Origin of the sequence: Campylobacter sp. BCW_4341 (genome assembly GCF_001764255.1) — a bacterium.
In the GTDB taxonomy this organism is placed as follows: domain Bacteria; phylum Campylobacterota; class Campylobacteria; order Campylobacterales; family Campylobacteraceae; genus Campylobacter_D; species Campylobacter_D jejuni.
Genome location: NZ_MKAH01000005.1, coordinates 91,633 through 118,074, shown reverse-complemented (window position 1 = coordinate 118,074; position 26,442 = coordinate 91,633). Strand labels below are relative to the sequence as shown.

27 protein-coding genes and 2 pseudogenes are annotated in these 26,442 nt (G+C 29.6%); 16 read left to right on the top strand and 13 right to left on the bottom strand.

All coding sequences use genetic code 11. The features are described 5' to 3' along the window. Positions 1-35: 35 nt before the first annotated feature. The 7 genes from AJN70_RS00680 (at position 36) to AJN70_RS00650 (ending at position 6,201) form a co-directional block, all read left to right on the top strand. Positions 36-614, top strand: coding sequence for a hypothetical protein (locus AJN70_RS00680; RefSeq protein ID WP_002895444.1), 579 nt, complete (start codon positions 36-38; stop codon positions 612-614). Then, positions 611-1,609 carry a hypothetical protein gene (locus AJN70_RS00675; RefSeq protein WP_002869933.1) on the top strand — a complete coding sequence of 333 codons (999 nt, stop codon included), beginning with the start codon at positions 611-613 and terminating at the stop codon, positions 1,607-1,609. Before AJN70_RS00680 ends, AJN70_RS00675 begins: the two co-directional genes overlap by 4 nt. Next, positions 1,606-1,896, top strand: coding sequence for a hypothetical protein (locus AJN70_RS00670; RefSeq protein WP_002859475.1), 291 nt, complete (start codon positions 1,606-1,608; stop codon positions 1,894-1,896). Before AJN70_RS00675 ends, AJN70_RS00670 begins: the two co-directional genes overlap by 4 nt. After that, complete coding sequence (locus tag AJN70_RS00665; protein ID WP_070276421.1) at positions 1,883-2,512, top strand: type III pantothenate kinase; 630 nt, start codon at positions 1,883-1,885, stop codon at positions 2,510-2,512. The genes AJN70_RS00670 and AJN70_RS00665 overlap by 14 nt, the downstream gene beginning before the upstream one ends. A 118-nt stretch (positions 2,513-2,630) precedes the next feature. Continuing rightward, positions 2,631-3,977, top strand: a complete 1,347-nt coding sequence (locus AJN70_RS00660; RefSeq protein ID WP_070276419.1) for an FAD-dependent oxidoreductase — start codon at positions 2,631-2,633, stop codon at positions 3,975-3,977. A 48-nt stretch (positions 3,978-4,025) separates the two neighbouring features. Then, positions 4,026-5,468, top strand: coding sequence for a pyruvate kinase (gene pyk, locus AJN70_RS00655; protein WP_070276417.1), 1,443 nt, complete (start codon positions 4,026-4,028; stop codon positions 5,466-5,468). 97 nt (positions 5,469-5,565) lie between these two features. After that, positions 5,566-6,201: a hypothetical protein gene (locus tag AJN70_RS00650; protein WP_070276415.1), complete on the top strand. Its 636-nt coding sequence runs from the start codon at positions 5,566-5,568 to the stop codon at positions 6,199-6,201. 30 nt (positions 6,202-6,231) lie between these two features. Here AJN70_RS00650 and pflB read toward each other — a convergent pair whose 3' ends face one another. The 5 genes from pflB to der are packed head-to-tail and all read right to left on the bottom strand — an operon-like array spanning position 6,232 to position 12,772. After that, on the bottom strand, positions 6,232-8,694 hold the full coding sequence (gene pflB / locus AJN70_RS00645) for a motility protein PflB (RefSeq protein ID WP_070278293.1): 2,463 nt from the start codon (positions 8,692-8,694) through the stop codon (positions 6,232-6,234). 9 nt (positions 8,695-8,703) lie between these two features. Next, positions 8,704-9,939 (bottom strand): serine--tRNA ligase, encoded by a 1,236-nt coding sequence (gene serS, locus AJN70_RS00640; protein ID WP_070233640.1) that lies wholly within the window; start codon positions 9,937-9,939, stop codon positions 8,704-8,706. A gap of 10 nt (positions 9,940-9,949) precedes the next feature. Continuing rightward, entirely contained in the window at positions 9,950-10,909 is a 960-nt protein-coding gene (gene trpS / locus AJN70_RS00635) for a tryptophan--tRNA ligase (protein ID WP_070295335.1), read from the bottom strand. Further along, entirely contained in the window at positions 10,906-11,403 is a 498-nt protein-coding gene (locus AJN70_RS00630; protein WP_072225852.1) for a shikimate kinase, read from the bottom strand. The genes trpS and AJN70_RS00630 overlap by 4 nt, the downstream gene beginning before the upstream one ends. Then, a complete protein-coding gene (gene der, locus AJN70_RS00625; protein ID WP_038816916.1) occupies positions 11,390-12,772 on the bottom strand; it encodes a ribosome biogenesis GTPase Der in 1,383 nt (460 codons plus the stop codon). The genes AJN70_RS00630 and der overlap by 14 nt, the downstream gene beginning before the upstream one ends. Positions 12,773-12,873: 101 nt before the next feature. Between der and AJN70_RS00620 the strand changes: the two genes are divergently transcribed. From AJN70_RS00620 to AJN70_RS00590, 7 genes and pseudogenes are all read left to right on the top strand, one after another. After that, entirely contained in the window at positions 12,874-13,806 is a 933-nt protein-coding gene (locus AJN70_RS00620; protein ID WP_070295333.1) for a DMT family transporter, read from the top strand. Then, a complete protein-coding gene (kdsA, locus tag AJN70_RS00615) occupies positions 13,803-14,618 on the top strand; it encodes a 3-deoxy-8-phosphooctulonate synthase (protein ID WP_002933960.1) in 816 nt (271 codons plus the stop codon). The genes AJN70_RS00620 and kdsA overlap by 4 nt, the downstream gene beginning before the upstream one ends. Next, entirely contained in the window at positions 14,615-15,079 is a 465-nt protein-coding gene (gene ribE, locus AJN70_RS00610) for a 6,7-dimethyl-8-ribityllumazine synthase (protein ID WP_002933962.1), read from the top strand. The genes kdsA and ribE overlap by 4 nt, the downstream gene beginning before the upstream one ends. Next, entirely contained in the window at positions 15,079-15,477 is a 399-nt protein-coding gene (gene nusB, locus AJN70_RS00605) for a transcription antitermination factor NusB (RefSeq protein ID WP_002854405.1), read from the top strand. Before ribE ends, nusB begins: the two co-directional genes overlap by 1 nt. Continuing rightward, positions 15,474-16,151 (top strand): annotated as a pseudogene (gene pyrF, locus AJN70_RS00600) (orotidine-5'-phosphate decarboxylase); the annotation flags it as partial. The gene nusB and the pseudogene pyrF, both read left to right, overlap by 4 nt. 57 nt (positions 16,152-16,208) lie before the next feature. After that, the gene (msrP, locus tag AJN70_RS00595; protein WP_002857634.1) at positions 16,209-17,102 is read left to right on the top strand and encodes a protein-methionine-sulfoxide reductase catalytic subunit MsrP; all 894 of its coding nucleotides are present in this window, start codon (positions 16,209-16,211) and stop codon (positions 17,100-17,102) included. Continuing rightward, positions 17,102-17,674, top strand: coding sequence for a sulfite oxidase heme-binding subunit YedZ (locus tag AJN70_RS00590; RefSeq protein WP_052776093.1), 573 nt, complete (start codon positions 17,102-17,104; stop codon positions 17,672-17,674). The genes msrP and AJN70_RS00590 overlap by 1 nt, the downstream gene beginning before the upstream one ends. On the opposite strand, the gene AJN70_RS00585 is transcribed toward AJN70_RS00590, so the two are convergent. From AJN70_RS00585 to rpsU, 8 genes are all read right to left on the bottom strand, one after another. Continuing rightward, positions 17,639-19,351: an AAA family ATPase gene (locus AJN70_RS00585; RefSeq protein ID WP_070295332.1), complete on the bottom strand. Its 1,713-nt coding sequence runs from the start codon at positions 19,349-19,351 to the stop codon at positions 17,639-17,641. The genes AJN70_RS00590 and AJN70_RS00585 overlap by 36 nt on opposite strands. Continuing rightward, positions 19,351-20,175, bottom strand: coding sequence for a hypothetical protein (locus AJN70_RS00580; protein WP_070295330.1), 825 nt, complete (start codon positions 20,173-20,175; stop codon positions 19,351-19,353). The genes AJN70_RS00585 and AJN70_RS00580 overlap by 1 nt, the downstream gene beginning before the upstream one ends. A gap of 10 nt (positions 20,176-20,185) precedes the next feature. Next, positions 20,186-20,662, bottom strand: a complete 477-nt coding sequence (locus tag AJN70_RS00575) for a hypothetical protein (RefSeq protein ID WP_002854442.1) — start codon at positions 20,660-20,662, stop codon at positions 20,186-20,188. 8 nt (positions 20,663-20,670) lie between these two features. Further along, positions 20,671-21,162: a YajQ family cyclic di-GMP-binding protein gene (locus tag AJN70_RS00570; protein WP_002854188.1), complete on the bottom strand. Its 492-nt coding sequence runs from the start codon at positions 21,160-21,162 to the stop codon at positions 20,671-20,673. After that, positions 21,152-22,087: a D-2-hydroxyacid dehydrogenase gene (locus AJN70_RS00565; protein WP_070233642.1), complete on the bottom strand. Its 936-nt coding sequence runs from the start codon at positions 22,085-22,087 to the stop codon at positions 21,152-21,154. Before AJN70_RS00565 ends, AJN70_RS00570 begins: the two co-directional genes overlap by 11 nt. Before the next feature lie 3 nt (positions 22,088-22,090). Further along, complete coding sequence (locus AJN70_RS00560) at positions 22,091-23,260, bottom strand: glutathionylspermidine synthase family protein (RefSeq protein ID WP_070233643.1); 1,170 nt, start codon at positions 23,258-23,260, stop codon at positions 22,091-22,093. A 9-nt stretch (positions 23,261-23,269) separates the two neighbouring features. After that, a complete protein-coding gene (locus AJN70_RS00555; protein WP_002870776.1) occupies positions 23,270-23,875 on the bottom strand; it encodes a UPF0323 family lipoprotein in 606 nt (201 codons plus the stop codon). Between the two features lie 116 nt (positions 23,876-23,991). Next, positions 23,992-24,204 (bottom strand): 30S ribosomal protein S21, encoded by a 213-nt coding sequence (gene rpsU, locus AJN70_RS00550; RefSeq protein ID WP_002780697.1) that lies wholly within the window; start codon positions 24,202-24,204, stop codon positions 23,992-23,994. Between the two features lie 159 nt (positions 24,205-24,363). Here rpsU and ccoG point away from each other — a divergent pair. Further along, a pseudogene (gene ccoG, locus AJN70_RS00545) lies at positions 24,364-25,741 on the top strand (cytochrome c oxidase accessory protein CcoG). Further along, positions 25,728-26,360 (top strand): multidrug efflux system transcriptional regulator CmeR, encoded by a 633-nt coding sequence (gene cmeR, locus AJN70_RS00540; RefSeq protein WP_002861132.1) that lies wholly within the window; start codon positions 25,728-25,730, stop codon positions 26,358-26,360. Before ccoG ends, cmeR begins: the two are co-directional and overlap by 14 nt. Positions 26,361-26,442 lie beyond the last annotated feature (82 nt).

The window sequence follows — 26,442 nt, the reverse complement described above, 5'->3', positions numbered from 1 at the left end:
ATACAAAAATAAAAATATTTTTTCAAGGATAAATTTTGGGACTAAAAGATAATTTAAAAGCTGTTAAAAATGAACTTAACACAGAAGAACGATTTATAGAAAATTTTATCAAAGGAGAGAGATTTATACGCAAGTATAAATTTTATATATCTGCTGTTGTGATAATTTTAGTTGCTTGGTTTGCTGGAAATTTTATAATCTCAAAAATAAACGATTATAAAACAAAAGAAGCAAATGAAATTTATGCCAATCTAATACAAGATCCTAGCAATAAAAATCTTTTAGAACAACTTAAAAATAAAAATACTAATCTTTACACTATCTTTTTACTAAAAGAAAATATTAATGATCTTAATAATACAGCCTTTCAAAATGAACTAAAACAAATTTATAATAATGCTCAAACAAACACTTTACTTAAAAATATTATTGCATTATCTTTAGGAGATAAATCAATATTTTTAAAAAATTATGATAAATTATTAGAAGCTTACAAACTTTTAGAGCAAAATAAAATCGAAGAAGCTAATGTTTTACTTTCTCGGATAAAAGAAAATTCAAGTTTAAATCAAATAGCTAAAAACCTCAAACATTATCAAGGCATTACACAATGAAAAAAATATTTTTAACACTATTTTGTTTAATATTTCTATGTGCTTGTGGCACCAAAAGACAATATTTTGAACCAAAACAAACCGATGGAGATTTAAGTCATAATAGCAATTTAAAAAGTAAAATCGTTGATTGGAATCTAGTTTCTGCAAAACTTAGCAATAATACAGCTATCTTAAAAAATAATATCTCCATAGACAAGTTTAAACTTCCTAAAAATTATATGCTTCTAGCTTATCAAGATGGGGAATATTTTACTGCAGATAATAATGGAAATTTAAAAATTTTTGACAATTCTTATAATGAAATTTATAATTTTCAATTTGACGCTAGTGTTGTAGGAGTAGCTTCTAATGGAGATGATTTAGCCCTTGTACTTGCAAACAATACTATAGTTCTTGCAAATCGTTCTTTGGGTATTAAATTTAGTCAAACCCTAACCTCAGCTCCAGCTCAAGACAGTCGTACCGCTAATCCTATATTTTTAGACAATATCATCGTATATCCAACGCTAGATGGCAAAATTTTAATTCTTTCAAGAAACAATCTTCAAGTCATTAAAGATGTGGTTATTTCAGCAGAAAATTTTTTCAACAATGTAATCCATCTAAGTGTAATCGGAGATAAACTTATAGCAGCAACAGCTAAAAAAATCATTGTTGTAAGCCCTGCTAGAACTCTTTATCTTGACGCTGACATAAAAGATGTTGCACTTAGTGATGATGGTATTTTTATACTAGAAAAAGATGGCACTATTATTAAAACTGATTATAACTTAAGAAAAATTGCAGAAAAAAAATTTGAATTTGCTATTTTTGTAAAAAGCAATATATACAATAATTATTTATACATTTTTGAAAAAACAGGCTATCTTATCAAAATGAATCTAAATTTAGATAATACACAAGTATTTAAACTTTCAGAAGCTGTTGATAAAATTTCTTTCATGGGGAATGGTAAATTTTACTACGGAGATAAAATTTTAGATTTGCTATGATAAAAATTTTAGAACAAACAATAAAGTCTTTAAAATTAAATTTAAAGCCCTATGACTTAAGTATGTTGACTAGAAAAAAAAGTTATATTTGTGCTAAAGATCAAAATAACATTCTTTTTATGTATACAGGAAAAACAAAATTTTTAATGAAAGATGCCTTATTTTTAGAAAATCTAGCACAGCAAATTAACATAAATAACAAATATTTTTTTAGTATGGCTTCTCTTTGCTCTAAAGCAAAAAATCATCTAGAAATGAAAGGATTTAATATCTATGTTGCTCTGTGATATTGGGAATTCAAATGCTAATTTCCTAGATGATAACAAATATTTTACTCTTAGTATAGATCAGTTTTTAGAATTTAAAAATGAACAAAAAATTTTTTATATCAATGTCAATGAACATCTCAAAGAACATTTAAAAAATCAAAAAAAATTTATCAATCTTGAACCTTATTTTTTATTTGATACAATTTATCAAGGATTAGGAATCGATCGCATAGCAGCTTGTTATACTATTGAAGATGGAGTTGTTGTAGATGCAGGTAGTGCTATTACAATTGATATTATTTCTAATTCTATACATCTTGGTGGTTTTATCTTGCCAGGTATTGCAAATTATAAAAAAATTTATAGCCATATTTCACCACGATTAAAAAGTGAATTTAACACTCAAGTTAGTCTTGATGCATTCCCACAAAAAACCATGGATGCTTTAAGTTATGGTGTTTTTAAAGGAATTTACCTACTGATAAAAGATACCGCTCAAAATAAAAAGCTTTATTTCACTGGTGGAGATGGGCAATTTTTAGCAAATTATTTCGATCACGCAATTTATGATAAACTTTTAATCTTTCGAGGAATGAAAAAGATTATAAAAGAAAATCCCAATTTACTTTATTAAAAATGTTACAAAAATTCTCATTGATATCAAACCTTAATGAAATTTAACTTTTTGTAAAACAAATTCAATTAAACTTCTATTTAGAAAAAAGTTTATTAAAATAAAAAAAGGAAAAACAATGAGCCAACAAGAATTTGATGTGCTTGTCATCGGAGCTGGAATTTCAGGAGCAGCATTATTTTACGAGCTTGCAAGATATACAAATATTAAAAATATTGCTTTGATAGAAAAATATAATACAGCTGCAACATTAAATTCTAAGGGAACGAGTAATTCTCAAACCATTCATTGTGGAGATATTGAAACCAATTATACTTTAGAAAAAGCGCGAAAAGTAAAAAGAACAGCTGATATGATAGTTAAATATGGACTCATGCAAAATGCGCAAAATAATTTCATGTTTTCTCATCAAAAAATGGCTCTAGCTGTTGGAGATATAGAATGTGATTATATGAAAAAACGCTATGAAGAATTTAAAGAACTTTATCCTTATATAAAATTTTTCGATAAAGCAAAAATCAAACAAATTGAACCCAAGGTTGTTTTAGGAGAAGATTGCAATCAAGATAGACCTGAAAATATCTGCGCCATGGGTGTTGAAAGCGGCGAGGTTTTTACAACTGTAGATTTTGGGAAAATGAGTATAAATCTAATAGAACAAGCCCAAAAACAAAATAAAAATACTTTCGTTGCCTTTAATCAAGAAATTATTCACATAGAAAAAAAGGATGATATTTTTATATTAAAAACCTCAAATCATCAAGAATACCATGCCAAAAGCGTAGTTGTCAATGCTGGAGCGCACTCTTTATATTTAGCACATAAAATGAACTTAGGTATGGATAAGTCTTGTTGGCCTGTTGCAGGAAGTTTTTATTTAACCAAACAAAAACTTTTAAATGGCAAGGTTTATATGGTGCAAAATCCTAAACTTCCATTTGCAGCTCTTCATGGAGATCCTGATTTACTTGCTAATATGAACACTCGCTTTGGACCTACTGCACTTGTTATTCCAAAACTAGAACGTTATCATGGTCTAAAATCAGTTCCAGAATTTTTTGAAGCACTAAAACTTGATAAAACTGTTTTAAAAGTAACTTTTAATATGTTTAAAGATGCAACAATTAGAAATTACATCTTTTATAATTATCTTTTTGAACTACCTTTTATTGATAAAAGCTTATTTGTTAAAGATGCCAAAAAAATAGTCCCAAGTCTTAAAGCAAGCGATATTTATTATGCAAAAGGTTTTGGAGGCGTAAGACCACAAGTTATTGATAAAACTAAAGGAGAATTAATGCTAGGTGAAGCAAGCATCACAGAAACCCCTGGTATTATTTTCAATATGACTCCAAGTCCTGGAGCAACAAGTTGTCTAGGAAATGCTGAAAGAGATGCAAAGCTTGTATGTAATTACCTAGGAATGGAATTTAACGAAGATAAATTTTCTTCAGAATTATTGTAATCATTTTGTTTCTATTTTTAGCTACAATAATTTCAAAAGGAGTTTACCATGCTTAAAAAAACAAAAATTGTAGCCACAGTAGGTCCAGCAAGTGAAAAGGAAGAAATTCTACGCCAAATGATTATCAATGGTGTAAATGTTTTCCGTTTAAACTTTTCTCATGGAACACATGAGTATCATAAAAAAAACTTAGATACCATAAGAAGAGTAGCTAAAGAATTGCATACTCGTATTGGAATTTTACAAGACATTAGTGGTCCTAAAATTCGTACAGGTGAACTTAAAGAACCATTTGAATTAAAAAAGGGTGATAGACTTGATTTTTATCGTGAAACAATTTTAGGGGAGAAGATTGCTCAAAATCATTATAAAATCAGTATCAATCAAAAATCCATTTTAGATATGTTAAAAATTGATGAATATATTTATCTGTATGATGGATCAATTCGTGCTAAAGTACTAAATATAGATAATCAAAAAATTGAAACCATTATAGAAAATGATGGTTTTTTAAACTCAAATAAAGGTATTAATTTTCCGAATACTAAAATCAATATTGATGTTATTACACAAAAAGATAAAAATGATTTACTTTGGGGTATAAAAAATGAAGTAGATTTTTTAGCAATATCTTTCGTGCAAAATGCGCACGATATTGATGAAGTTCGTGAAATTTTAGCACAAAATAACGCAAAAATATCTATTTTTGCAAAAATTGAAAAATTTGATGCAGTAGAAAATATTGATGAGATTATTAAATCTAGCGATGGTATAATGGTTGCAAGAGGAGACTTAGGTATTGAAGTACCTTATTATAAAGTTCCTAATATCCAAAAAGAAATTATACAAAAAGCAAACAATGCCTCTAAGCCTGTTATTACTGCGACTCAGATGCTTTTTTCATTAGCCAAAAGCAAAACCGCCACAAGAGCTGAAATTTCAGATGTTGCAAATGCTGTTTTAGATGGAACAGATGCAGTAATGCTAAGTGAAGAAAGCGCCGTTGGTATAGATCCTGCAAACGCTGTTGATATAATGTGCCAAACTATAATAGAAACAGAAAAACGCTATCCATATAACAAATTTAATGATTTTAATGATTTAGACAATACAGATAAAATCATGCGTTCTTCAGCTCATCTTGCAACAGATCTTAACTCTGATGCTATTTTTTCTTTAACAAGTAGCGGAAAATCTGCTATTAAGATTGCAAGATATCGCCCAAATATAGAAATCATAGCAGTAGGGCATTCTGAAAAAACCTTAAACTCTTTAAGTATAGTTTGGGGAGTTAATCCTGCGATTTTGGTTAACAAGAGTAATGAACTTACAGAATTATTAAAAGACTCTGTAAGATCAAGTGTTGAAAAAGGTTTTATGGATGAAGACAAATGCTATCTTCTAACTGCAGGCTTTCCAACAGGAGTAGAAGGTACTAGCAATCTTATCCGCATTCTCAATAAAGAGCAAATTGCTTATTATCTACAATAAAACATTAAATTCCTTTGAAAATAAGGAATTTAATGTTCTTATAAATTTTTTAAGTCAAAAGTCGATATAAATTAAAGCCTCACACAAAGGAGCAAATATGCAAGTGAATACTTTTTCAAATATCGCTAGCATGGCACAAACACAAGTTAGCAATAAGAAGGCAGATGATGCTAAGGAAAACACAAAAGACAAAAATGTTCAAAGTGCTAATTCTAGCAAGGATGTAGATAAAAATACCCTTGAAAAATTAAATGCACTTGGTGGAAAGGGCATTACACAAATTTACCTAGTTCAATTTCAACAGCAAACAATGAATGCTGTAATAGGTTCGAGCAATGCCCAAACTGGACTAGATAGTCTTTTAAATGGTGCCAATTTAGATACTGCGAAATCTATACTTACAAATATTGATTTTGCATCCTTAGGCTACAGTGGCAAAAATCCACTTGATATGAATACAGATGAACTTCAACAACTTGTAAGTGAAAATGGTTTTTTTGGAGTGGAAAATACAGCCAATCGCATCGCGGATTTTGTTATTAAAGGCGGTGGCGACGATGTTGAAAAATTGAAAAAAGGTCTTGAAGGTATGAAAAAAGGATTTGAGCAAGCAGAAAAAATGTGGGGCGGAGAACTTCCTCAAATCAGTCAAAATACAATAGATGCGGCACTTAAAAAAGTTAGCGATCGCATTGATGAACTAGGCGGAAAAACTCTAGATCTTCAAGCTTAACTAAAAATGCTTAGAAATTTCTAAGCATTTTTAGTTGTTATTAATATCAAAAGTAAAAAATTCACTCTTAAAATTATTAGGTAAAGTTTTATACTGAGATATCGCAGCTTCATAGTTCTTTACTTCTTGATACAACATACCAAGAGCTGCTTTACTCTCTTTGTTATTTTTATCTGTAAGTTTAGAAAGCTGCAAAAGCGCTATAGCTGAATTTGGATTATTTGCACCTACGGCTGCTACGGCTGCTAAAAATAAAGTTTTAGTATCTTTAGCTCCATAATCATCAATCAAAGAATTATAAAGCGCATAAGCCTCCTCGTATTGCTGTGCAAAAATATCCAAATAAGCTAAAGTTTGTAAAATACCCTCATCTTTTGCTCCTGAAACATTAATCAACTCTTTAAATTTCTGTCTTTCTAAATTTAAAAGCCCTGCAATATGCATTAAATTAACATAAAATTCCCTAGCTATATTTGGCCCACCAAAAACACTACGATAATCAAGTTTTAAATTTTTAAAATGAATTTGAGCATTTTGAGCATATTCTTTAATATTTAAATTTGAATTTAAAGAATTAAAATACAAAATATTTGTCAAAATATCTTCAGGCAACTCTGAACGCAATTTAGCAATTTTCACATCTACTTGATTATTAAGGTTATTATTTTTAGCAACAATAGCTTCAAAAATCAAACTCAAAGGCGTGTCTTTTTTTGTTTCATCTAAATAAGGAAGCATAGAAATATAATTATTATTAACTAAAAACAACATACTTTTTTGCATATTAGCTTTAAAATTAGAATCAGCAGCTATATTATCAAGAATTTCATTGTAAAGTTTAGTTGTATCAATATCAATTAATTTTGCACAAAACATAGCAAAAGCACCTGCTAAGTAATTTTTAGGATTAAGATGATATGAACTTGAAAAATGCTTATAAGCAAGTTCATAATTTTGCATTTGGGCATAGGTTAAAGCCAAATTATAATGTAAAATACTATGTTCTGGATAATCCTTGATAAGTTTTTGAAATTCTTGGTTAGCAAGGCGTAACTTCTGATTTAATGCATAGTTAATAATATTGGCAATTTTTACATTGGTAGATGAAAGAGCTTTGCTTGCATTAAGATAAATTCCCGCATCAGTACTATCATCTACGAAATCTGTAACATTAGCTTTTTTAATATACAAAGCAGCCTGCTTACTATCAAACACTTGATAAGGTGCAAAATAAAAAAGTAAATCGAATTGATCTTTTTGTTTTTTTAACAAATCTTTTGAAAAAGAATTTTGAGCAACTGCTATATTAAAAAGATCCTTATTTAAACGAACTTGAATTTTATAAGTATCTAAAATCTTATATCTATCTTTATCATTATCATAAGAATTTTGCAAGCGTGCTAACATATCTTGATAATTTCCTGTTTTAATATCAACCAATGTCAAAGCCGCCAAACTCTGATTAAAATCTCTTTCAATTTTCATCGCTGTACTTAAAGCGACTTTAGCTTTAGCATATTCTCCTATTCTAGCATATAAAAGACCTAAAGATAAACTAGATTCAAAATTGCCTTGAGAATTTAATTGCTGTATAGCCTTGGAATCAAAGTCCATTTTTGCATAAATTTTAGCAGACAAATACTTTGCAACATCAGAATACGGCTCCACATCTGTTCTTTGCAACATTTGTAAGGCCTCAGGGTAATATCCTTTGTAATAATTAATCAAGCTTAAATAATAATCATATAATTTTGATTTTCCTTCTTTTGGAAGATACACTTGAGCTAAATCAATATAATATCTAAATTTTTCCTTATCATTAAGCTTTAAAGCACAAACAGCAGCATTGATAGCAGCTACACTTTGATTTTCTCCATTGGCTATAGCTTTCTTGAAGCTTTCAAAAGCTTCTTGGAATTTATTCTCATTCATTTGAGAAACGCCTAAATTATAATTAGATAAAGATTCATTATATACGGCAACTTGCTCATAAACTTTTAAAGCCTGTTCAACCTCACCCTTTAAATATAAAGCATTTGCTTTTTGGATCATACCATCAATTCTTTGCATATCATTGTATTTATATGATTCATCAGGCATAACAACAGGTTGTTCTAAAGGCTTAGAAGCTATAATATCTGGTTTAATTTTTCCTTCACTAAAAGTTAAATAAAAAAGTGTAAAAACTAAAATACAAATAATCCCCAAAGATAAACCCACAAGAGACATAAACTTACGATCTTTATACCAAGGCGTAGGCTCTTGACTTTCAACTTCTTCAAAAGTTGATACATCTTCAGGCGCACTTTCTCTTGTAAATTTAAAACCACTTTCACTATTTTCTTGAGGTAATTCTTCTGGCAATGATGCAAATTCTTCATCTTCTGGAGCTTGCCCCTCTTGCCCTTTAAATCCCTCTAAACTCTCATCAAGTCTTGGTTGATTTAAGCCATCTTCGGGTTTTTCTAGTATTATATCTTCTTGTTCAGCCATCTATACTCTTTAAAAATATTTTTTCAAAACATCAGGAATATGAATTTTTCCTTCTTTATCTTGATAATTTTCCATAATCGCTACCAAAGTTCTTCCTACTGCCAAAGATGAGCCATTAAGAGTGTGGACGAGTTCATTTTTTCCTTGTTCGTTTTTATAGCGAATTTTAGCGCGTCTTGCTTGAAAATCACGACAATTTGAAACCGAGCTGATCTCACGATATTTATTTTGTCCTGGAAGCCACACTTCAAGATCTACAGTTTTTGCCGCACTAAAACCCAAATCTCCAGTGCAAAGCATCAAATGTCTATGCGCTAAACCTAAAGAACTCAGCAAATCACTTGCACACTCAAGCATTTCATTAAACACGCTATCACTTTGCTCAGGTTTAGTAATACTTACAAGCTCTACTTTTTCAAACTGGTGTTGTCTTATAATACCTCTTGTATCACGCCCTGCACTGCCTGCTTCTTTTCTAAAACAAGCGCTATAACAAGTCATTTTTATCGGTAAAGTTTCACTCGCTAAAATTTCTCCACTATAAAGATTGGTTACTGGAATTTCAGAAGTTGAGATCAAATACAAATCCTCATCATCTACCTTATACATATCTTCTTTAAATTTTGGCAACTGACCTGTCCCAAACATAGTAGCACCATTTACCAAAAAAGGCACATTAACAAATTCAAATCCACGACTTCTATTAAAATCTATCATATAATTTACCAAAGCGCGGCTTAATAAAGCTCCTTCGTTTTTAAGCACACAAAAACGACTTTGTGAAATTTTTACCCCACGCACAAAATCAAGCCAATTTAAACTCTCACCTAATTCAAAATGTTCTTTTGGAGTAAAATCAAAGCTAGGTGGATTTAAAACTTTTTTAAGCTCCACATTTTCATCTTCGTCTTCACCCACAGGCACAGACTCATCAGGGATATTTGGGATGGCATGAGCGATTTCTTCAAGCTCATTTTCTAAAGCATTTACTTTAGCGCTTTGCTCATTAATTTTGCTTTTATTTTCGCTTAATTTTGCTTTTAAATTTTCTTTATCTTCGGCTGTAGCAAGCTCTTTGCTGAATTTATTTTGAAAAGCTTGAAATTCTTCTAAAGCTGTTTTTTCTTTTTTTAAACTTGCAAACAGTTCAGCAAGTTTTTTTAAAATATTTTCATCAACTTTTTTATTTTTTAACTTTTTAGCCACTTCATCAAAATTATTTTGCAAATTTTTTAAATCTAGCATTTTCTACTCCTTAAAGTCCGATTTTTTCATAAATTTTTTGCATTTTTTCTTGGGCGATTTTTCTTGCTTTGGTTGCACCAAAATCTAAAATTTCTTTTAAATGTGAAGGCTTTTCTAAAAGCTCATTGTATTTTTCTCTCGCTTCTTTAAAATAAACATTTACAAGCTCGTTTAAATACATTTTAAAATGTCCATAACCCTCGCCACCTTTTTCATAGCGTATTTGTAATTCTTTTTGCTCTGCTTCATCTAAAAAAAGCTTTGCGATTTTAAAAACATTGCAGTTTTCATGATCTTTTGGATCTTCTAAAGCGGTACTATCTGTAACTATGGAAGAAATTTGTTTTTTTAAGGTTTTTTCACTGCTAAAAATATCTATAGTATTTTGATAAGATTTACTCATTTTTGCCCCATCGGTGCCTACAACTACAGCTACTTCTTCATTAACTCTCGCTTCTGGAAGGGTAAAAATTTCACCCCATTCATTATTAACTTTTAAGGCAATATCGCGTGCGATTTCAACATGCTGGATTTGATCTTTTCCTACAGGGACAATTTGTGTATCAAAAAGCAAAATATCTGCCGCCATTAAAACAGGATAAGAAAAAAGTCCGTGTGAAGCACTAAGCCCCTTAGCAACTTTATCCTTATAACTATGCGCACGCTCTAATAAACCCATAGGAGTAAATTGCGATAAAATCCAATAAAGCTCCATAACTTCCTTAACATCACTTTGCAACCAAAAAACGCTCTTTTGCGGATCTATACCAAGGCTTAAAAAAGCCGCAGCAGCTTTTAAGGAATTTTGTTTAAGTTTTTCTCCATCTTGAGAAGAAGTCATGGCATGATAATTAGCAATAAACATAAACATTTGGCTTTTTTCTTGTGCATCTACCATTTGCTTAATCGCACCAAAATAATTACCTATATGCAAATCGCCACTTGGCTGAAGGCCTGTTAATACTCTCATTTTATCACCTTTTTAATCTCGCTTAAAAGCTTGTCTATATTTTTATTTTCTATATTTAAAACAAAATTTGCCTTTTGTTCATACTTGCTTAAACGCTCATTATATAATTTTTTTGCTTTAATTTCATCATAAAACAAAGGTCTTTTAGAAATTTCATTTTCATCTAAACGCTTTTTTAAATATTCAAAATCTGCTTTTAAATAAATACAAAAACCTACTTTTTCTAAATTTGAAACATTAACAAAACCCCCGCCTGTAGCAATACAAGTTTTCTCACAAGAACTAAAAAAATCAGCCATTTTTTGCTCTTGTTCTCTAAAAAAAATCTCGCCTTTTTGTGCGAAAATTTCACTGATTTTTTGATTAAATTTTTGTTCTATTAAAAAATCACTATCTAAAAAAACAAGATCTAAATCCTTAGCCAAAGCTCTTGCTAAAGTACTTTTTCCAGAACCCATAAATCCTATAAAAACGATATTTTTAGCTTTCATCATTTTCTTTACTGCCCTTTTTACGCGAAGCAATCACTAAAGGCACACCTTCAAAATTAAATTCTTTTCTGATTTGATTTTGCAAATAACGCTTGTAACTAAAATGCAAAGCCTTAGGACGATTCATGATAAGCGCAATTTTTGGCGGTGCTAAGTCATATTGTACTGCATAATAAATTTTAACCAATTTCCCATAATCATGCGGCAAAGGATGTGCTCTTGTGGCATTTTCTATCAACGTATTAAGCTTAGAAGTTTGGATTTTTTGAGTGAAATTTTCAAAAATTTGCAAAATTTTATCGAGTAAAACATGCACCCTTTTTCCACTTAAAGCTGATACACTAATCACGGGTGCGTAAGCTAGAAATTTAAAACGATCAAGACGCAATTCTTTTACAGTCTTATCAAAATCCATCTCACTTTTATCCCATTTATTTAAAACAATAATCACACCCAAATAATGCTTAGCCACAAGCCCAGCAATGCGTTCATCAAGCTCGTTAAAGCCCTCATGCGCATCTAAAACCAAAAGTGCTATTTGAGAATGAGATAAAATTTTTTCCGTGCGATTTAGGGCAAAGCGTTCGAGTCCTTGAATTTTACCCCTTTTTCTAATACCTGCAGTATCAACAAATTCTATCACTTTATCTTTATGAACTACACTTTCATTAACAGGATCTATAGTAGTTCCTGCGATAGAACTTACAACACTACGTTCTTGTTTAACCAAAGCATTTAAAAGACTTGATTTTCCAACATTTACACGCCCTACAATACCCACTCTGATATGATTTTGATCGACTTCTTTAAATTGAAATTCTTTTCCTTCTTCATAATGCTCTAAAAAATCTTCTAAATTTTCTTCTTCATCGGGGATTAAAAACTCTTCATGTAAAAATTTTTCAAGCCATTCATAAAGTTCATCTAAGCCTACATTATGGGTTACTGAAAGATTAAAGATTTCCTTTACGCCAAAATTTGCAAACTCCCAAGCCCTTTCTTCATCTTTTTTATTATCTACTTTATTAATCACTAAGGCTATAGGTTTTCCAAGTTTTTTTAAAGAATAAAAAAACTGTCTATCCTCATCATCAGGCGCTAATTTTCCATCAACTAGATAAAGTATGATATCGCTTTCTTTGGCTACTTTTAAAGTGTTTTTTTTCACATTTTTAAAAAGTTCATCACTTTCATCAAGCCCTCCACTATCAATAAGCATGGCTTTTTTTGAATGAATATGAATTTGCGTTTTATTTGTATCTCTAGTTGTACCTGAAATATCACTTGTAATAGCTATTCTTTGTCTTGCCATTCTATTAAAAAGACTTGATTTACCAACATTTGGCTTGCCTATAAGTATGATGCTTTGCATTTTTTTCCTAGAAAATTATATTTTTAAAATTATATAAAATTTGGCTTAATATTAAGCAAAAAAAGACTAGAATTAACCCAGATTTTAGTCAAGGAAAAAAAATGCTAAAAGTAATCAAGCATAATTTAGGAATTTATTTCATGATTTTAGCATGTTTGGATTTTGCACTTATGGGAGCTTGTGCAAAAATTCTTAGCAAGGAAATGAGTTCTATAGAAATTATGTTTTTTAGAAATATCATAGGAATTTTTTTCATAGTCTATCTTTTAAAGCAATCTAAGGCACATAAAGAAGGGGGACATTTTTGGCTCTTGGTATTTCGTGGAGTAGTAGGCACGCTTTCACTATATATGTTTTTCTATAATGTTTCAAATATTACACTAGGTGGAGCTTTTGCTTTTCAAAAAACTGCTCCTATTTTTATTACTTTAATAGCTTTTGTTGTTTTTAAAGAAAATATTGGCATCAAAGGCTGGATAGGAATTTTAATAGCATTTGGTGGAGTGCTTTTAATCGCTCAGCCTTGGGCTCATAATTTAAATCATTCAGGCTTTGATTTAAAAAATTCAGTTATAGGTATCACGAGTGGATTTTTAGCTGCTTTAGCTCTTACAAGTGTAAGAGAACTTAGAAAATCTTACACTACAGAACAAATTGCCTTTTCTTTTATCCTTTTAGGAACCTTAATGCCTTTAATTTCTATGATCAGTGCTGAATTTTTTGAACCACAGCATCTTGATTCTTTACATTTAGATTTCATTCTAGCACCTTTTGTGATGCCAAGTCTTACAGCTTGGCTTATCGTTGCCATTATGGGAACTTTAGGCACCATTTATCAAATTCATGTCACTAAAGCTTATGGTATCGCTAAACAAGCAGGAGTAGTTGCTGGAGTTAGTTATCTTGATGTAGTATTTAGTATGATAGTTGGGATAATTTTAGGAGATAATTTACCAAGCACTATAGTTTTTTTAGGTATAATAGGCATTATTTTTGGTGGATTAATTTTAGTTAAGAACAAAGGAAAAAAATGAAAAAAATGATACTCATTGCTGGTCCTTGCGTGATAGAAAGCAAAGATTTGATTTTTAAAGTTGCTGAACAGTTAAAAAACTTTAATGAAAATCCAAATATAGAATTTTATTTCAAATCAAGTTTTGATAAGGCCAATCGCACAAGTATTAATTCTTTTCGAGGTCCTGGTCTTGAAGAAGGATTAAAAATTTTACAAAGCGTAAAAGATGAATTTGGTATGAAAATCTTAACCGATATACACGAAAGCAATCAAGCAAACCCTGTAAGTGAAGTAGCTGATGTCTTGCAAATTCCTGCTTTTTTATGTCGTCAAACCGATTTACTTGTAGCCGCAGCAAAAACTAAGGCAAAAGTTAATATCAAAAAAGGACAATTTTTAAACCCAAGCGATATCAAATACAGCGTTAAAAAAGTTCTACAAACCCGTGGCATAGAAGATGAAGGCTATGAAGCTGCTCAAAAAAATGGTGTTTTTGTAGCTGAAAGAGGATCTAGCTTTGGCTATGGAAATCTAGTAGTAGATATGCGTTCTTTAGTTATTATGCGTGAATTTGCTCCAGTTATTTTTGATGCTACCCATAGTGTACAAATGCCAGGGGCTGCAGGTGGAAGTAGCGGAGGGAAAAGCGAATTTGTAGAACCTTTAGCAAGAGCGGCAGCAGCCGTAGGCATAGATGGCTTTTTCTTTGAAACACATATTAATCCTTGCGAGGCTTTATGCGATGGACCTAATATGCTTAATCTTACACGCCTTAAAAATTGCGTTAATACATTACTAGAAATACAAAATATCATAAAGGAAAACAAATGAATATTATTGAAGGAAAATTATATTTAGACTCAAATACAAAAATTGCTATCATTAATGCAAGATTTAATCATATCATCACAGATCGCCTTGTAGAAGGAGCAAAAGATGCTTTTTTAAGACACGGAGGCAAAGAGGAAAATCTAAGCCTTATACTTGTTCCTGGTGCTTTTGAACTTCCGTATGCGTTAAAAAAAGCTATAGAAAGCAAAAAATTTGATGCAATTTGTTGTGTAGGCGCAGTAATTCGTGGCTCAACTCCGCATTTTGACTATGTTTCAGCAGAAACCACCAAAGGCATAGCCAATGTGAGTTTAAATCATAATATCCCTGTAAGCTTTGGTGTTTTAACTACAGATACAATAGAACAAGCCATAGAAAGAGCTGGAAGCAAAGCAGGCAATAAAGGCTTTGAAGCTATGACAACTGTAATCGAGATGTTAAATTTAAGCAAGGAGCTTTAATGGCAACGCGTCATCAAGTTCGCCAAAGCGTCATCTCCTTGCTTTATGCTTTTGAATTAAATTCTCAAAACAACGTTTTTGTAGATGAAATTTTAGATGAAAAAAAAATACGCAATGAACAAAAAAATTTTACTTTAAATTTATATCATGGAATTTTAGACAATTTAAACAATATTGATGAAACCTTAAATTCATTTCTAAATGATAATCAAATTACAGCTTTAGGACATGTAGAAAGAGCTATACTAAGACTTGGAGCTTATGAGTTACTTTTTACCGATACTCCTAGCGCCATTGTTATCAATGAAGCTATAGAACTTGCCAAAGAACTTGCTAATGATAATTCTCCAAAATTTATAAATGGAGTTTTAGATGCCTTGATAAAGGCTAAAAAATGAAGCTTTGTGTCGCACTTGATCTTTCTACAAAAGAAGAATGCTTGCAACTTGCTAAAGAATTAAAAAATTTAGACATATGGTTAAAAGTAGGTTTAAGAGCATATTTAAGAGATGGTTTTAAATTCATAGAAGAACTTAAAAAAGTTGATGATTTTAAAATATTTCTTGATCTTAAAATTCATGATATTCCCAACACTATGGCAGATGCTTGCGAAGAAATATCAAAACTTGGTGTTGATATGATCAATATCCACGCAAGTGCTGGAAAAATAGCTATGCAAGAAGTTATGACACGGCTTAGCAAATTTTCAAAAAGACCTTTAGTTTTAGCAGTTTCTGCTCTTACGAGTTTTGATGAAGAAAATTTCTTTAGTATTTATAGACAAAAAATCGAAGAAGCTGTAATTAATTTTTCAAAAATATCCTATGAAAATGGACTTGATGGTATGGTATGCTCTGTTTTTGAAAGTAAAATCATCAAAGAACACACTCAAAGAAATTTCCTAACTCTCACTCCAGGAATTCGTCCATTTGGAGAGAAAAATGATGATCAAAAACGCGTCGCTAATTTAACAATGGCTAGAGAAAATTTAAGCGATTTTATAGTAGTTGGACGCCCTATTTATAAAGATAATAACCCTAGAAAAATTTGCGAAAAAATTCTACAAGAAATTTAATAATCATTATCCTTGTTATGTTTTAATAATAAAAATTTTTAACAAGGAAAAATTATGATTATAACCCCTGAGAATTTATATAAAAAAAGAAGAGATTTTTTAAAACTTGGAGCAGGTGCTTTAATAAGTTCAAGCGTGCTTGCTTCTAAATTATCTGCTTTAAATTTCACAAGCGATACTAATCCAAACAAACTTGAAATCAGCGATGAAGAACTTGCTACAAATTATGTCAATTTTTATGAATTTTCAACAGATAAAAAAAAGGCTGTATCATTGGCACAAAATTTCAATACTCAAAATTGGAAAATCGATATCAGTGGAGAAATAGAAAAACCTTTAACTTTAAGCATGGAAGATATTTTAAAATTCCCACTAGAAGAAAGAATTTATCGTTTTCGCTGTGTTGAAACTTGGTCTATGGTGGTACCTTGGGTAGGCTTTGAATTGCGTCGTTTGATTGAAATGGCAAAACCTACAAGCGAGGCAAAATTTGTTAAATTCACCACTCTTTTAGATAAGAGCCAATTTCCCGATCAAGACGCTTTATTTCCAACTATAGACTATCCTTATGTAGAAGGACTTCGCATGGATGAAGCTATGCATCCTCTTACCTTGCTTGCAGTAGGAATGTATAAAAAAGCCTTAAAGCCTCAAAATGGTGCTCCAATACGCCTTGTTGTTCCTTGGAAATATGGCTTTAAAAGTATTAAATCTATAGTTAAAATAGAATTTACCAAAGAACAGCCTAAATCCACTTGGGAAAGTTACGCTCCAAGTGAATATGGTTTTTATGCTAATGTCAATCCTAATGTTTCTCATCCTAGATGGTCTCAAGCTAACGAAAGGGCTTTAGGAGACTTCTTTACCAAGCCTACTTTAATGTTTAATGGTTATGAAAAAGAAGTGGCAAGTTTATATAAAAACATGGACTTAAAAGTGAATTTTTAATGCAGACAAAATACTTTAAATTTCTTGCTTATTTTAGCTTTATCATAAGTTTAATCTATGGCTTTTATCATATCATAAAAGCCTTTGATTTTGTAAAAGAAGCCTACATTTACACTGGAATATTTGCTTTAATCTTTTTAAATTTAAGTCTTTTATTTTCTTTACTTAAATTTAAAAAAACAAAAAATTATCCTAAAATTTTAGGTATTTTTGCAGCTTTTTGGGCGATTTTGCACTTTTTAAATTATTTTATTTTTGATAGAAATGCTCAAATTTCAAGGCTTTTCGATGATATTTCACATCGTTTATTAGAAGCAAGTGGATTTATCGCATTTTTAATCATATTTTTAATGCTTTTAAGTTCTTTTAAAATCTTTAAAAAACTTAGTAAAATCAGAAAACTAGGATATTTATGCTTAGTTTTGGCAAGTTATCATTATTTTTTAACCCCAAAAGTTCCTATGTTTTGGGAATGGAGTGCTTTAATTGTAGCTTTGTTTTATTTTATAGTTCGCTATACAAAAACATTAAAAAAGTTAAAATCCAACAATCTTACTTTTATCAAAACTTGAATTTAATTCTTTTTGTATGCTTTCTATAAAATCTTGCATTTTAAAAACCCCATCTTGTGATACAGCTACTTTCAAAGCTGTATTCTTTACTATCATTAAAATTTGTGCTCCACTTAATTCATAATTTGATAAAATATTTATATCAAAATCTTTTTCAAATAATGCTTTTTTAGGTAGAAATTTTTCCCAAATTTTAAGCCTATCTTTAAAATCAGGTTTTTTAAATTCTATCTTATAATCAAATCTTCTTGAAAATGCACTATCTAAGCTTTCTAAAAAATTTGTCGTAGCGATAATTACACCACTAAAACGCTCAATTTGCTCTAAGAATATATTTTGCATTTGATTATGCATTTTATCACTACCACTACTTCCATCTACACGCGTACTTAAAAACTGATCGGCTTCATTGAGAAGTAAAATAGGACTTTGTTTACAAGTTTGCACAATATTTTTATAAGTATCAAAAATTTTTCTTACATTTTGCTCACTCTCTCCAACCCATTTGCTCAAAATTTTAGAACAGTCAAAACTAAGAACAGATTTTTTCATTGATTTAGCCATAGCTAAAGCTGACATAGTTTTTCCAGTACCAGCAGGACCATAAAAAATAATTTTAGCTTCTATATTTTTATTACTCTTTATACCCCAAGAATGAAGTCTTTCTAGGACTTTTTTATCTTGTTGTTTTAAAATATTTTCTAAAAGCTCTTTTGTATTTTCAGGCATAATAATATCATTGATGTCAGTGCTTGGTTCTATAAGCTCGAAAATATCTTGATCTTTTAAAACACTTTCAATTTTGATTTTTTTACTTTGTTTTGGTTCAAAATTTATAATTCTTTGTAAAATTTCATCAATAATAAAAAAACTTTTAGAAATATCTCCAAAAGCATTTAAATATTCATCGTACTCGATTAAGTTTAAAAGAGGAGCATTTTCTTGTAATAGTTTTTTATTTTTGTGTCTTTCTAAATCATTTTCACTGATTAAAGAAAGTAAAGAATTCATTTCTCTAGAAATCGAACTTTCATTACTTAAGGCGTATTCTTCTTTTAAAAGTGCTAGAAAAATAATTTGTTCTTTATGTTCAAGATTGTATTCTTTAAAAATATCAGCCAATACATTATAAAATTTACTTTTTTTTAGTCTTTCTTTGATATGTTTTTCATAAAGTTTAATTTGATTTTTTATTTCACTATTATAAGCACTTTTTTGTATAAAACTTAATCTTTCGTATAATTGAATACGCACAAATTCATCTTTTAAATATTCTAAATAATCTGCATAAGCCTCTTGTTTCTCAAAGTTTAAACGAGGTTTTGCTTCTAAAAATTCTAAAAAATATTCACTTAAACTAAGCTCACTTTGCAATAAGGCAAGAGTTAATGTTTGAGTTTTATTATTTTCCAAACTTTTAAAAAAACTCGAATTTTGATTTACAAAACCTCTTTCGATAAGTTTTTTTAAATCCTCCAAAGCATCAAGATAAAGATACTTATCATTTCCAAAAATTGTCGATAATAAAGTAAAGGCATTGATAGAAGAAATAGAAACGACATAATTTCTACAAAGCTCTCTAAGAATCAAAGCTTCATTTTTAGCACACTTAAGCTCTTTATAAATTTGAGTATCTTCTATATTTTTCAAACTTAAAAAATTTTTTAATTTTTCCATTATTTTTTAAATTCCTTAAGCTCATCTTCATTAAATTCTACGCAAATATTTTCATCTAAAAAATGACCTTCAAAAGGTAGATAACAAATTTTTAGTTTTCCATTATTAAGTAAAAAATTATTATTAAATTGTAAATTTTGCAGATCTTCAAAACACTCATCACATGTATTTTTAAGCTTCTCATGTAAAAGATTTTGAAATTTTTGATTTTCAGTATTATACAAATCATTTAGTTTTACAAATGCGTGAGCATTAATATCATAAACAAAATTATTTAACTCTAAAATAGCACGACTCATACCATCTTCATAAAAATAATACCATTCTTCAAAACTAATTTTTCCATCTTGTAAAAAAATAGGTTTTTGGCAAATTTGCTCAAAGCTAAATACACCCTTATGAACAGGATGAAATTCTTTAAAATCATCATTAAAACCTATAAAATCAAGACTACGCTTTATACGAATGCCATCTTGCGTTTCGACAAGTTCTAAAGTAGTTGTTCCTAAATTTTCTCCTTGAAAATTTTTATTATCATATGTAAGCATTTTAGAAGAATTGATTTTATATTTTTTACGCTCATCCTGCCAAAAATCATTTGTCTTAACGAGCGGAATCTCTAAATTTCCATTTATATCATCAACAATTAAAAAACTAGAACTTGTTTGATTTTTATCCCTGTCAAAAAGTGGGGTCATAGGTGCATTATCATAAACTATGGCAAAAATTTCTTTATCCTGCAAATGATAAAAATACAATTCACCTTTATAAATTTGTGCTAAAGCTAGATTTACAAAGCAAAATACCAGTAAAAAAAATTTCAAACTCTATCCTTCAATTTTGAATATGCGTTAAGATAATTTTAGTATGTGAAATTTTATCAAAAAAACTTACTTTATTATCACAAACTTGATAAAAAATTTCATAATTTTTTGCTTTTAAATTTTGTTCAAAACCACAATCAGTTTTTTCTAAATTTTTACCCTGCCATAAAGCATTTGCCTTTAAAATATCACTTAAAATATCATCATAATATACATTTTTAAAAAATTTTTGATTAAACACTTTTTTATCATAACACACTGCATTGATACAAATTTTATCTTTGATTTTGAGTTCAAAAAAAGCTTGCCCTAGTTTATAAACTTCTAAATTTAAAGCATTATTTTCTTTTTTTAAAAAAGCTGCGTCATTGATTTTTATCATAGGAGAAGCAATCAAAACCATCAAGCTTTGACTCGAAAAATTTTGATTTTTCACACTACAAGCACAAAGAAAAAAAATAAAACACAGAGCTAAACAATGCTTCAAATTTGACCTTATTTAAGATTTTTAAAACTGATATTTAACTCTAAATCAAGCTCTTTTACAAGCTTCATCACAGCTTGTAAATCATCAATTTGTTTTGCTACAACACGAATTTCTTCACCACGAATCGAAGAATTAACTTTAAGTTTGCTATCTTTGATAGCTTTATTGATTTTTTTAGCATTTTCACTATCAATAGCATCGTTTGCTTTCAAATTTAAACGAAACATTGCTCCACTTTCACGAGAAAGCTCTTTAATAGCATTAGGATTAATTCCTCTTTTGATAAGTTTAGAAATCACTATATCTTTTAAAACATCAAGCTTTCCTTCACTAGAAGAACTGAGTTTAAAAATACTCTCTTTTTCGCTTAAATCAATCTCACACTTAATTCCTTTTAAGTCATAACGACTATCAAGTTCTTTTTTAGCTTGTTCAAAAGCATTTTTTAACTCTTGTTTATCTAAAGCTGCTGAAATATCAAAACTATGTTCACTTGCCATTTTCTATCCATTCTTTTAAATTATTATAAACTATATCCATTAAAGCATTTAAAGCTTCCTTACTCGCCCATGCAACATGAGGGGTGATAATAAGATTTTCTTTATTTTTAATGCTTAAAAGCGGATGATTTTTCATCATAGGTTCAATTTCTAAAACATCAAGCCCTACACGAATATTTTTTTCATCTATGATTTTAGCTAAATCATTTTCATTGATAATCCCACCTCTTCCTACATTAATCAAAATCGCATTATCTTTTAAAAGCTTTAATTCTTCAAAGGTGAGTAAATTTTTAGTTTTTTCATTTAAAGGTGCATGGATACTTATAATATCGCAAGTTTTCAATAAATCTTTTAATTCCAAATGTACAAAATCTGCGTTTTTATTAGCTCCACTCGTAGAATAATAATAAATTTCGGCTCCAAAAGCCTTTGAAATTTTTGCCACTTCTTTACCTATAGCTCCTAAACCTATAATACCATGTTTTTTACCACTTAAGGTGTTTAAAATTCTACTATAATCTGTAAAAATAGAACTTTCACACCATTTACCCTCTTTGCTCCATTTGTCATAATAAAGCACTTGATTTAAAAAAGTAAACATAAACGCAAAAGTATGTTGTACAACACTCATGGTAGAATACCCAGCAGCATTTTTTACAATAATACCTTTTTCTTTAGCATACTCAATATCGATATTATTAACCCCTGTAGCAGTTTCTAAAATGAGTTTTAAATTTTTACAAGCATCAATCACATCTTTATCAATTACAACCTTGTTTGTCATGGCGACATTAGCATCTTTTAAACGCTCTATGGTTTGCTCTTTATTTGTTGTAGTATAAATTTGCAAAGAACCAAATTTTTCAAAAACACTTAAATCATAATCCCCTAAAGTTGCCGCATCTAAACAAACAATTTTCATTTTTCAATCCTTTATAATATGTCCTACAAATTTAGAATAATTATCAAGCACAAGTCCTCCTTTTCTAAATCCTAAGCCACACCCTTCATAAGCAAAGAAAACACCTGCTTGATAGTATTCGTTTTCACATGAATTAAACTCTACATATTCTTGATAAATAGCCTTATTATTCCCGTAAGGACCTACATTCTCATGCAAAGTTTTTCCATCTTTAATTATACTGATATTTGCACCTTCTCTACCAAAAACAGGTTTTTTAACATAATTTTTACCCTCTAAAGGAGTATCTTTTGTTTCTAAAAGTAATGGATGATTTGGATAAAGCTCCCATAAAATTTTTAAAATTCCCTTAGATTGAAATAAAAGCGTATAAGCAGGATTTAAAATAATCGCTCTTTGATTACGCATGATCTGAGTTAAAAGCATAGCAAGTTCACCCTCTTCTATAGCTATATCCTCCCAAGGAATAAGCTTAAACCAATACTCATAATTTTCACCCTCTTTAAAAATTCCTTCTTCACTAAATTCTACCTCATCTACAAAGGAAAAATTAGTTTGAAAACCTGCTTCATTGGCTATATGGGAAAGTAATTTTGTAGTGATTTCTTCTTCTTTGCTTCCTGCAACACTTGAAAAAAGAATTTTCCACCCTTGGTAATGCTCTTCAAACTCTTCAACACTTTCATCAAGGGTAATAAGTCTTTTAAAATTATCCATCAAACTTTCATAAATGCTATTAAATTGTGCGCTTTCATCCATTCCATTTTGTTTTAAAAGTGCCCATTGTAAAATCGCACTTTCAAAAAGAGCAGTAGGGGTATCAGCATTAAATTCTATAAGTTTTATAGGCTTACCATCAAGCCCACCCGCTAAATCAAAACGCCCATATAAATGCCAATGAACCTCATTTTCCCAACTCATTTTAATCGCATCAATAAGATTAAAAGGGATTCCAAGCTCATCAAAACGATCATTGTCAATCACTTCTTGCGCTGCAGCAATAAACATATCATAAAGCTCATTTACCGCTTCATAATAAGCATTAACTTCACTTTCCTTAACACAAACTAACTTATTGCTAATATAATCACTTCCATCTTCATCTGTATGCCAAGAAAAACCTATATTTTCTAAATAATCTTTTTGAAGTTTGTCTACTTGTAATAATTGCATTATTTATCCTTAAGAACCAAAAGAAGAACTAGAACTTGTGGCTTTAGAGCCTCCACTAAAAAAACCTGATTTTTTAGCACTTGAAGCGGAGCTTGTTGTACCTGCTTTATTAAAACTATTAACACTCCTTTGATAAGCACTTTGATTTGAAAAAGCACCGCGTTGTTGGTTGGCAAAATTTTGATTATTGAAAAGTTTTGAACCTATCCAACTTCCCAAAATAGCGCCTGCAGCACTTGCGAGTAAAGTTTCTCCCAAACTCAATCCTCCACTACTGATTTGTCCATTGTCTTTAGTTAAATTTGAAGTTCCATTATCAATTTTAGCTGCTTCTTCTTTAATCAAAGCATCCATTTCTTCTTTGGATAAAATTCTTTCTGTACCATTAAGATCTTTTAAAACTACCCTTGTTTCATCACTTGGATATTGATCTTTGATTTTATACTGCCCTGGAGCTGTTTCTTCGATAATTACAAAAGCTCCTTGAACATTAGCTGCTTGATTTAAAGTATCTGCATTGTCATTATTACTTCCACAACCTGCTAAAGCACCTCCAGCAACAGCTGCTAAACCACCTATCATACCAATTTGAATGATTTTTTTGATTTTTTTCATAAGTTTATCCTAAAAACAGAAAATTTAAATTAGAAATTTTAACAAAAAATAATAAATACTTTTTAATACCGAATGAAGATTTGTAGGTATAAAAAAAGCCCTTTCGGGCTTTTGGGTTAGAGTCTTGACTCGTAGCGTCTAAGCATATAAAGTCTTTTAAGCATTTTTTTGCGTGCTGAAATTTTTTGTTTTTTGCGAATTTCAGTCATAGGCTCGAAAAATCTTCTTGCTCTTACTTCAGTTACAACTAGATTTCTATCTACTTGCTTTTTGAATTTACGATACGCTTCATCAAAAGACTCGTTAGGATGCACCTTGATTCCTGGCACAGTCCTCACCACCTTTCATGTGTAAATTTTTGTTGTGAAATATAATTATAAAACACTTCTTATTAATTCTAACTTAGAAAGCATTTAAAAATTGTTTTAGTTTTTATCGGCTATAATCTTTAGTTACAAAGTGCTAAAAATTATAATTAAGGTCTAAAAATGCAAGGACACATTACAAACTATACAAAAAAACGATATTTTATATATTTAATTGCAAGTATTGTCATATTTGCTCTACCTTTCATAAGAATTAATGAAAATCATTTTTTTCTTTTAAGTTTTGATCACTCTAAATTAAACCTATTTTTTATTTCTTTTTCAACACAAGAATTTTATCTCATGCCTTTTATTCTTATATTTCTTTTTTTATTTATTTTTTTTATTACAACTTTAGGCGGAAGAATTTGGTGTGCTTGGAGTTGTCCACAAACGATTTTTAGAGTTATATATAGGGATATTATACAAACTAAATTTCTTAAAATTCGCAAAAATATTAATAATAAACAAAAAGAATATGAGGGACAATATTTTAAAAAATTTCTTGGAGTAATAATTTTTTATTTTATATCTTTAGTTGCTGTTAGTAATTTACTTTGGTACTTTATTCCTCCTGAAGATTTTTTCAATTATATTCAAAATCCTGGTGAGCATCTACTTTTACTTGGAGTTTTATTTTGTGCTAGCTTACTTTTTACTTTGGATATTACCTATTTACAAGAAAAATTTTGTATTTATGTCTGTCCTTATGCAAGAATACAATCTGTAATGTTTGATCATGATACAATGCAAGTGATCTACGATGAAAAACGCGGGGGTTTGATTTATGATGGACACATCAAACTTCATAAAAAACCGCCTGAAGGAGAATGCATAGGTTGTGAAGCCTGTGTTAGCATCTGTCCAACTCATATTGACATACGCAAAGGAATGCAACTTGAATGTATTAATTGTCTTGAATGTGCCGATGCTTGTTCTAAGGTACAAAGCAAATTTAATCGTCCAAGTTTGATCAATTGGACAAGTGCAAAAGCTATTGAAACGCGTTCTAAGGTTCATTATTTAAGATTTAGAACGATAGCATATTTTATAGTTCTTTTAATTGCTTTATTGGCTTTAATTATCATGGGAAGCAAAAAAGAAAGCATGCTTTTAAATATCAATCGTAGTAGTGAATTATATAATATTTCAAATGTTAAAGGTAAATTAGTCATTTCAAATGCTTATACCTTTTTGTTTCAAAATACAGATTCTAAACCTCATGAATATTATTTTACAGCAAATTTAGAAGGAATAAATGATGGAATTGAAATCATAAGACCAAACAAACCTTTTAAATTAAAAGCAGGAGAACAAGTTAAAAAAATAGTTGTTATCAAAGCTACAAAAAATTTAGCAAACAACGATAAAAAAGATGTAATCTTTCCTTTACATATAAAAGCTTATGCAAAAGATAATGAAAAAATTTCGGTTTTTAGAAAAAGTATATTTGTATACCCCAAAAACACTCTTACAAAGGATAAAAAATGAACTCAAATAGAACACCATCACAAAAAGTTTTAGCTAGACAAGAGAAAATCAAAGCAGTGGCCTTAGAGCTTTTTTTAACAAAAGGTTACCAAGAAACAAGTTTGAGTGATATTATTAAATTATCCGGAGGATCTTATTCTAATATTTATAATAGTTTTAAAAGCAAAGAAGGATTATTCTTTGAAATTTTAGATGACATATGTAAAAAACATTTTCATCTTATTTATTCCAAAACACAAGAAATTGAAAATGGTACTTTAAAAGAAATTTTAACTTCTTTTGGTTTAACTTTTATAGAAATTTTTAATCAACCAGAAGCTGTAGCTTTTGGTAAAATTGTTTATTCTCAAGTTTATGATAAAGATAGACACCTTGCTAATTGGATAGAAAACAATCAACAAAATTTTTCCTATAACATACTTATGGATTTTTTTAAGCAACAAAATAATTCTTATATGAAAAAAAACGCAGAAAAACTTGCTGTTCTTTTTTGCACTATGTTAAAAGAACCTTATCATCATCTTAATGTTTTAATTAATGCTCCTTTGAAAAATAAAAAAGAACAAAAAGAACATGTTGAATTTGTTGTAAACGTTTTTCTAAATGGGATCAATGGCTCCAAAGCTTAAAAAATAATTTTATTAACCAAAATTAAGATATAATTAGCCAAAAATTTTTGTAATAAATATTACAATTTTTAATTTAATTTTT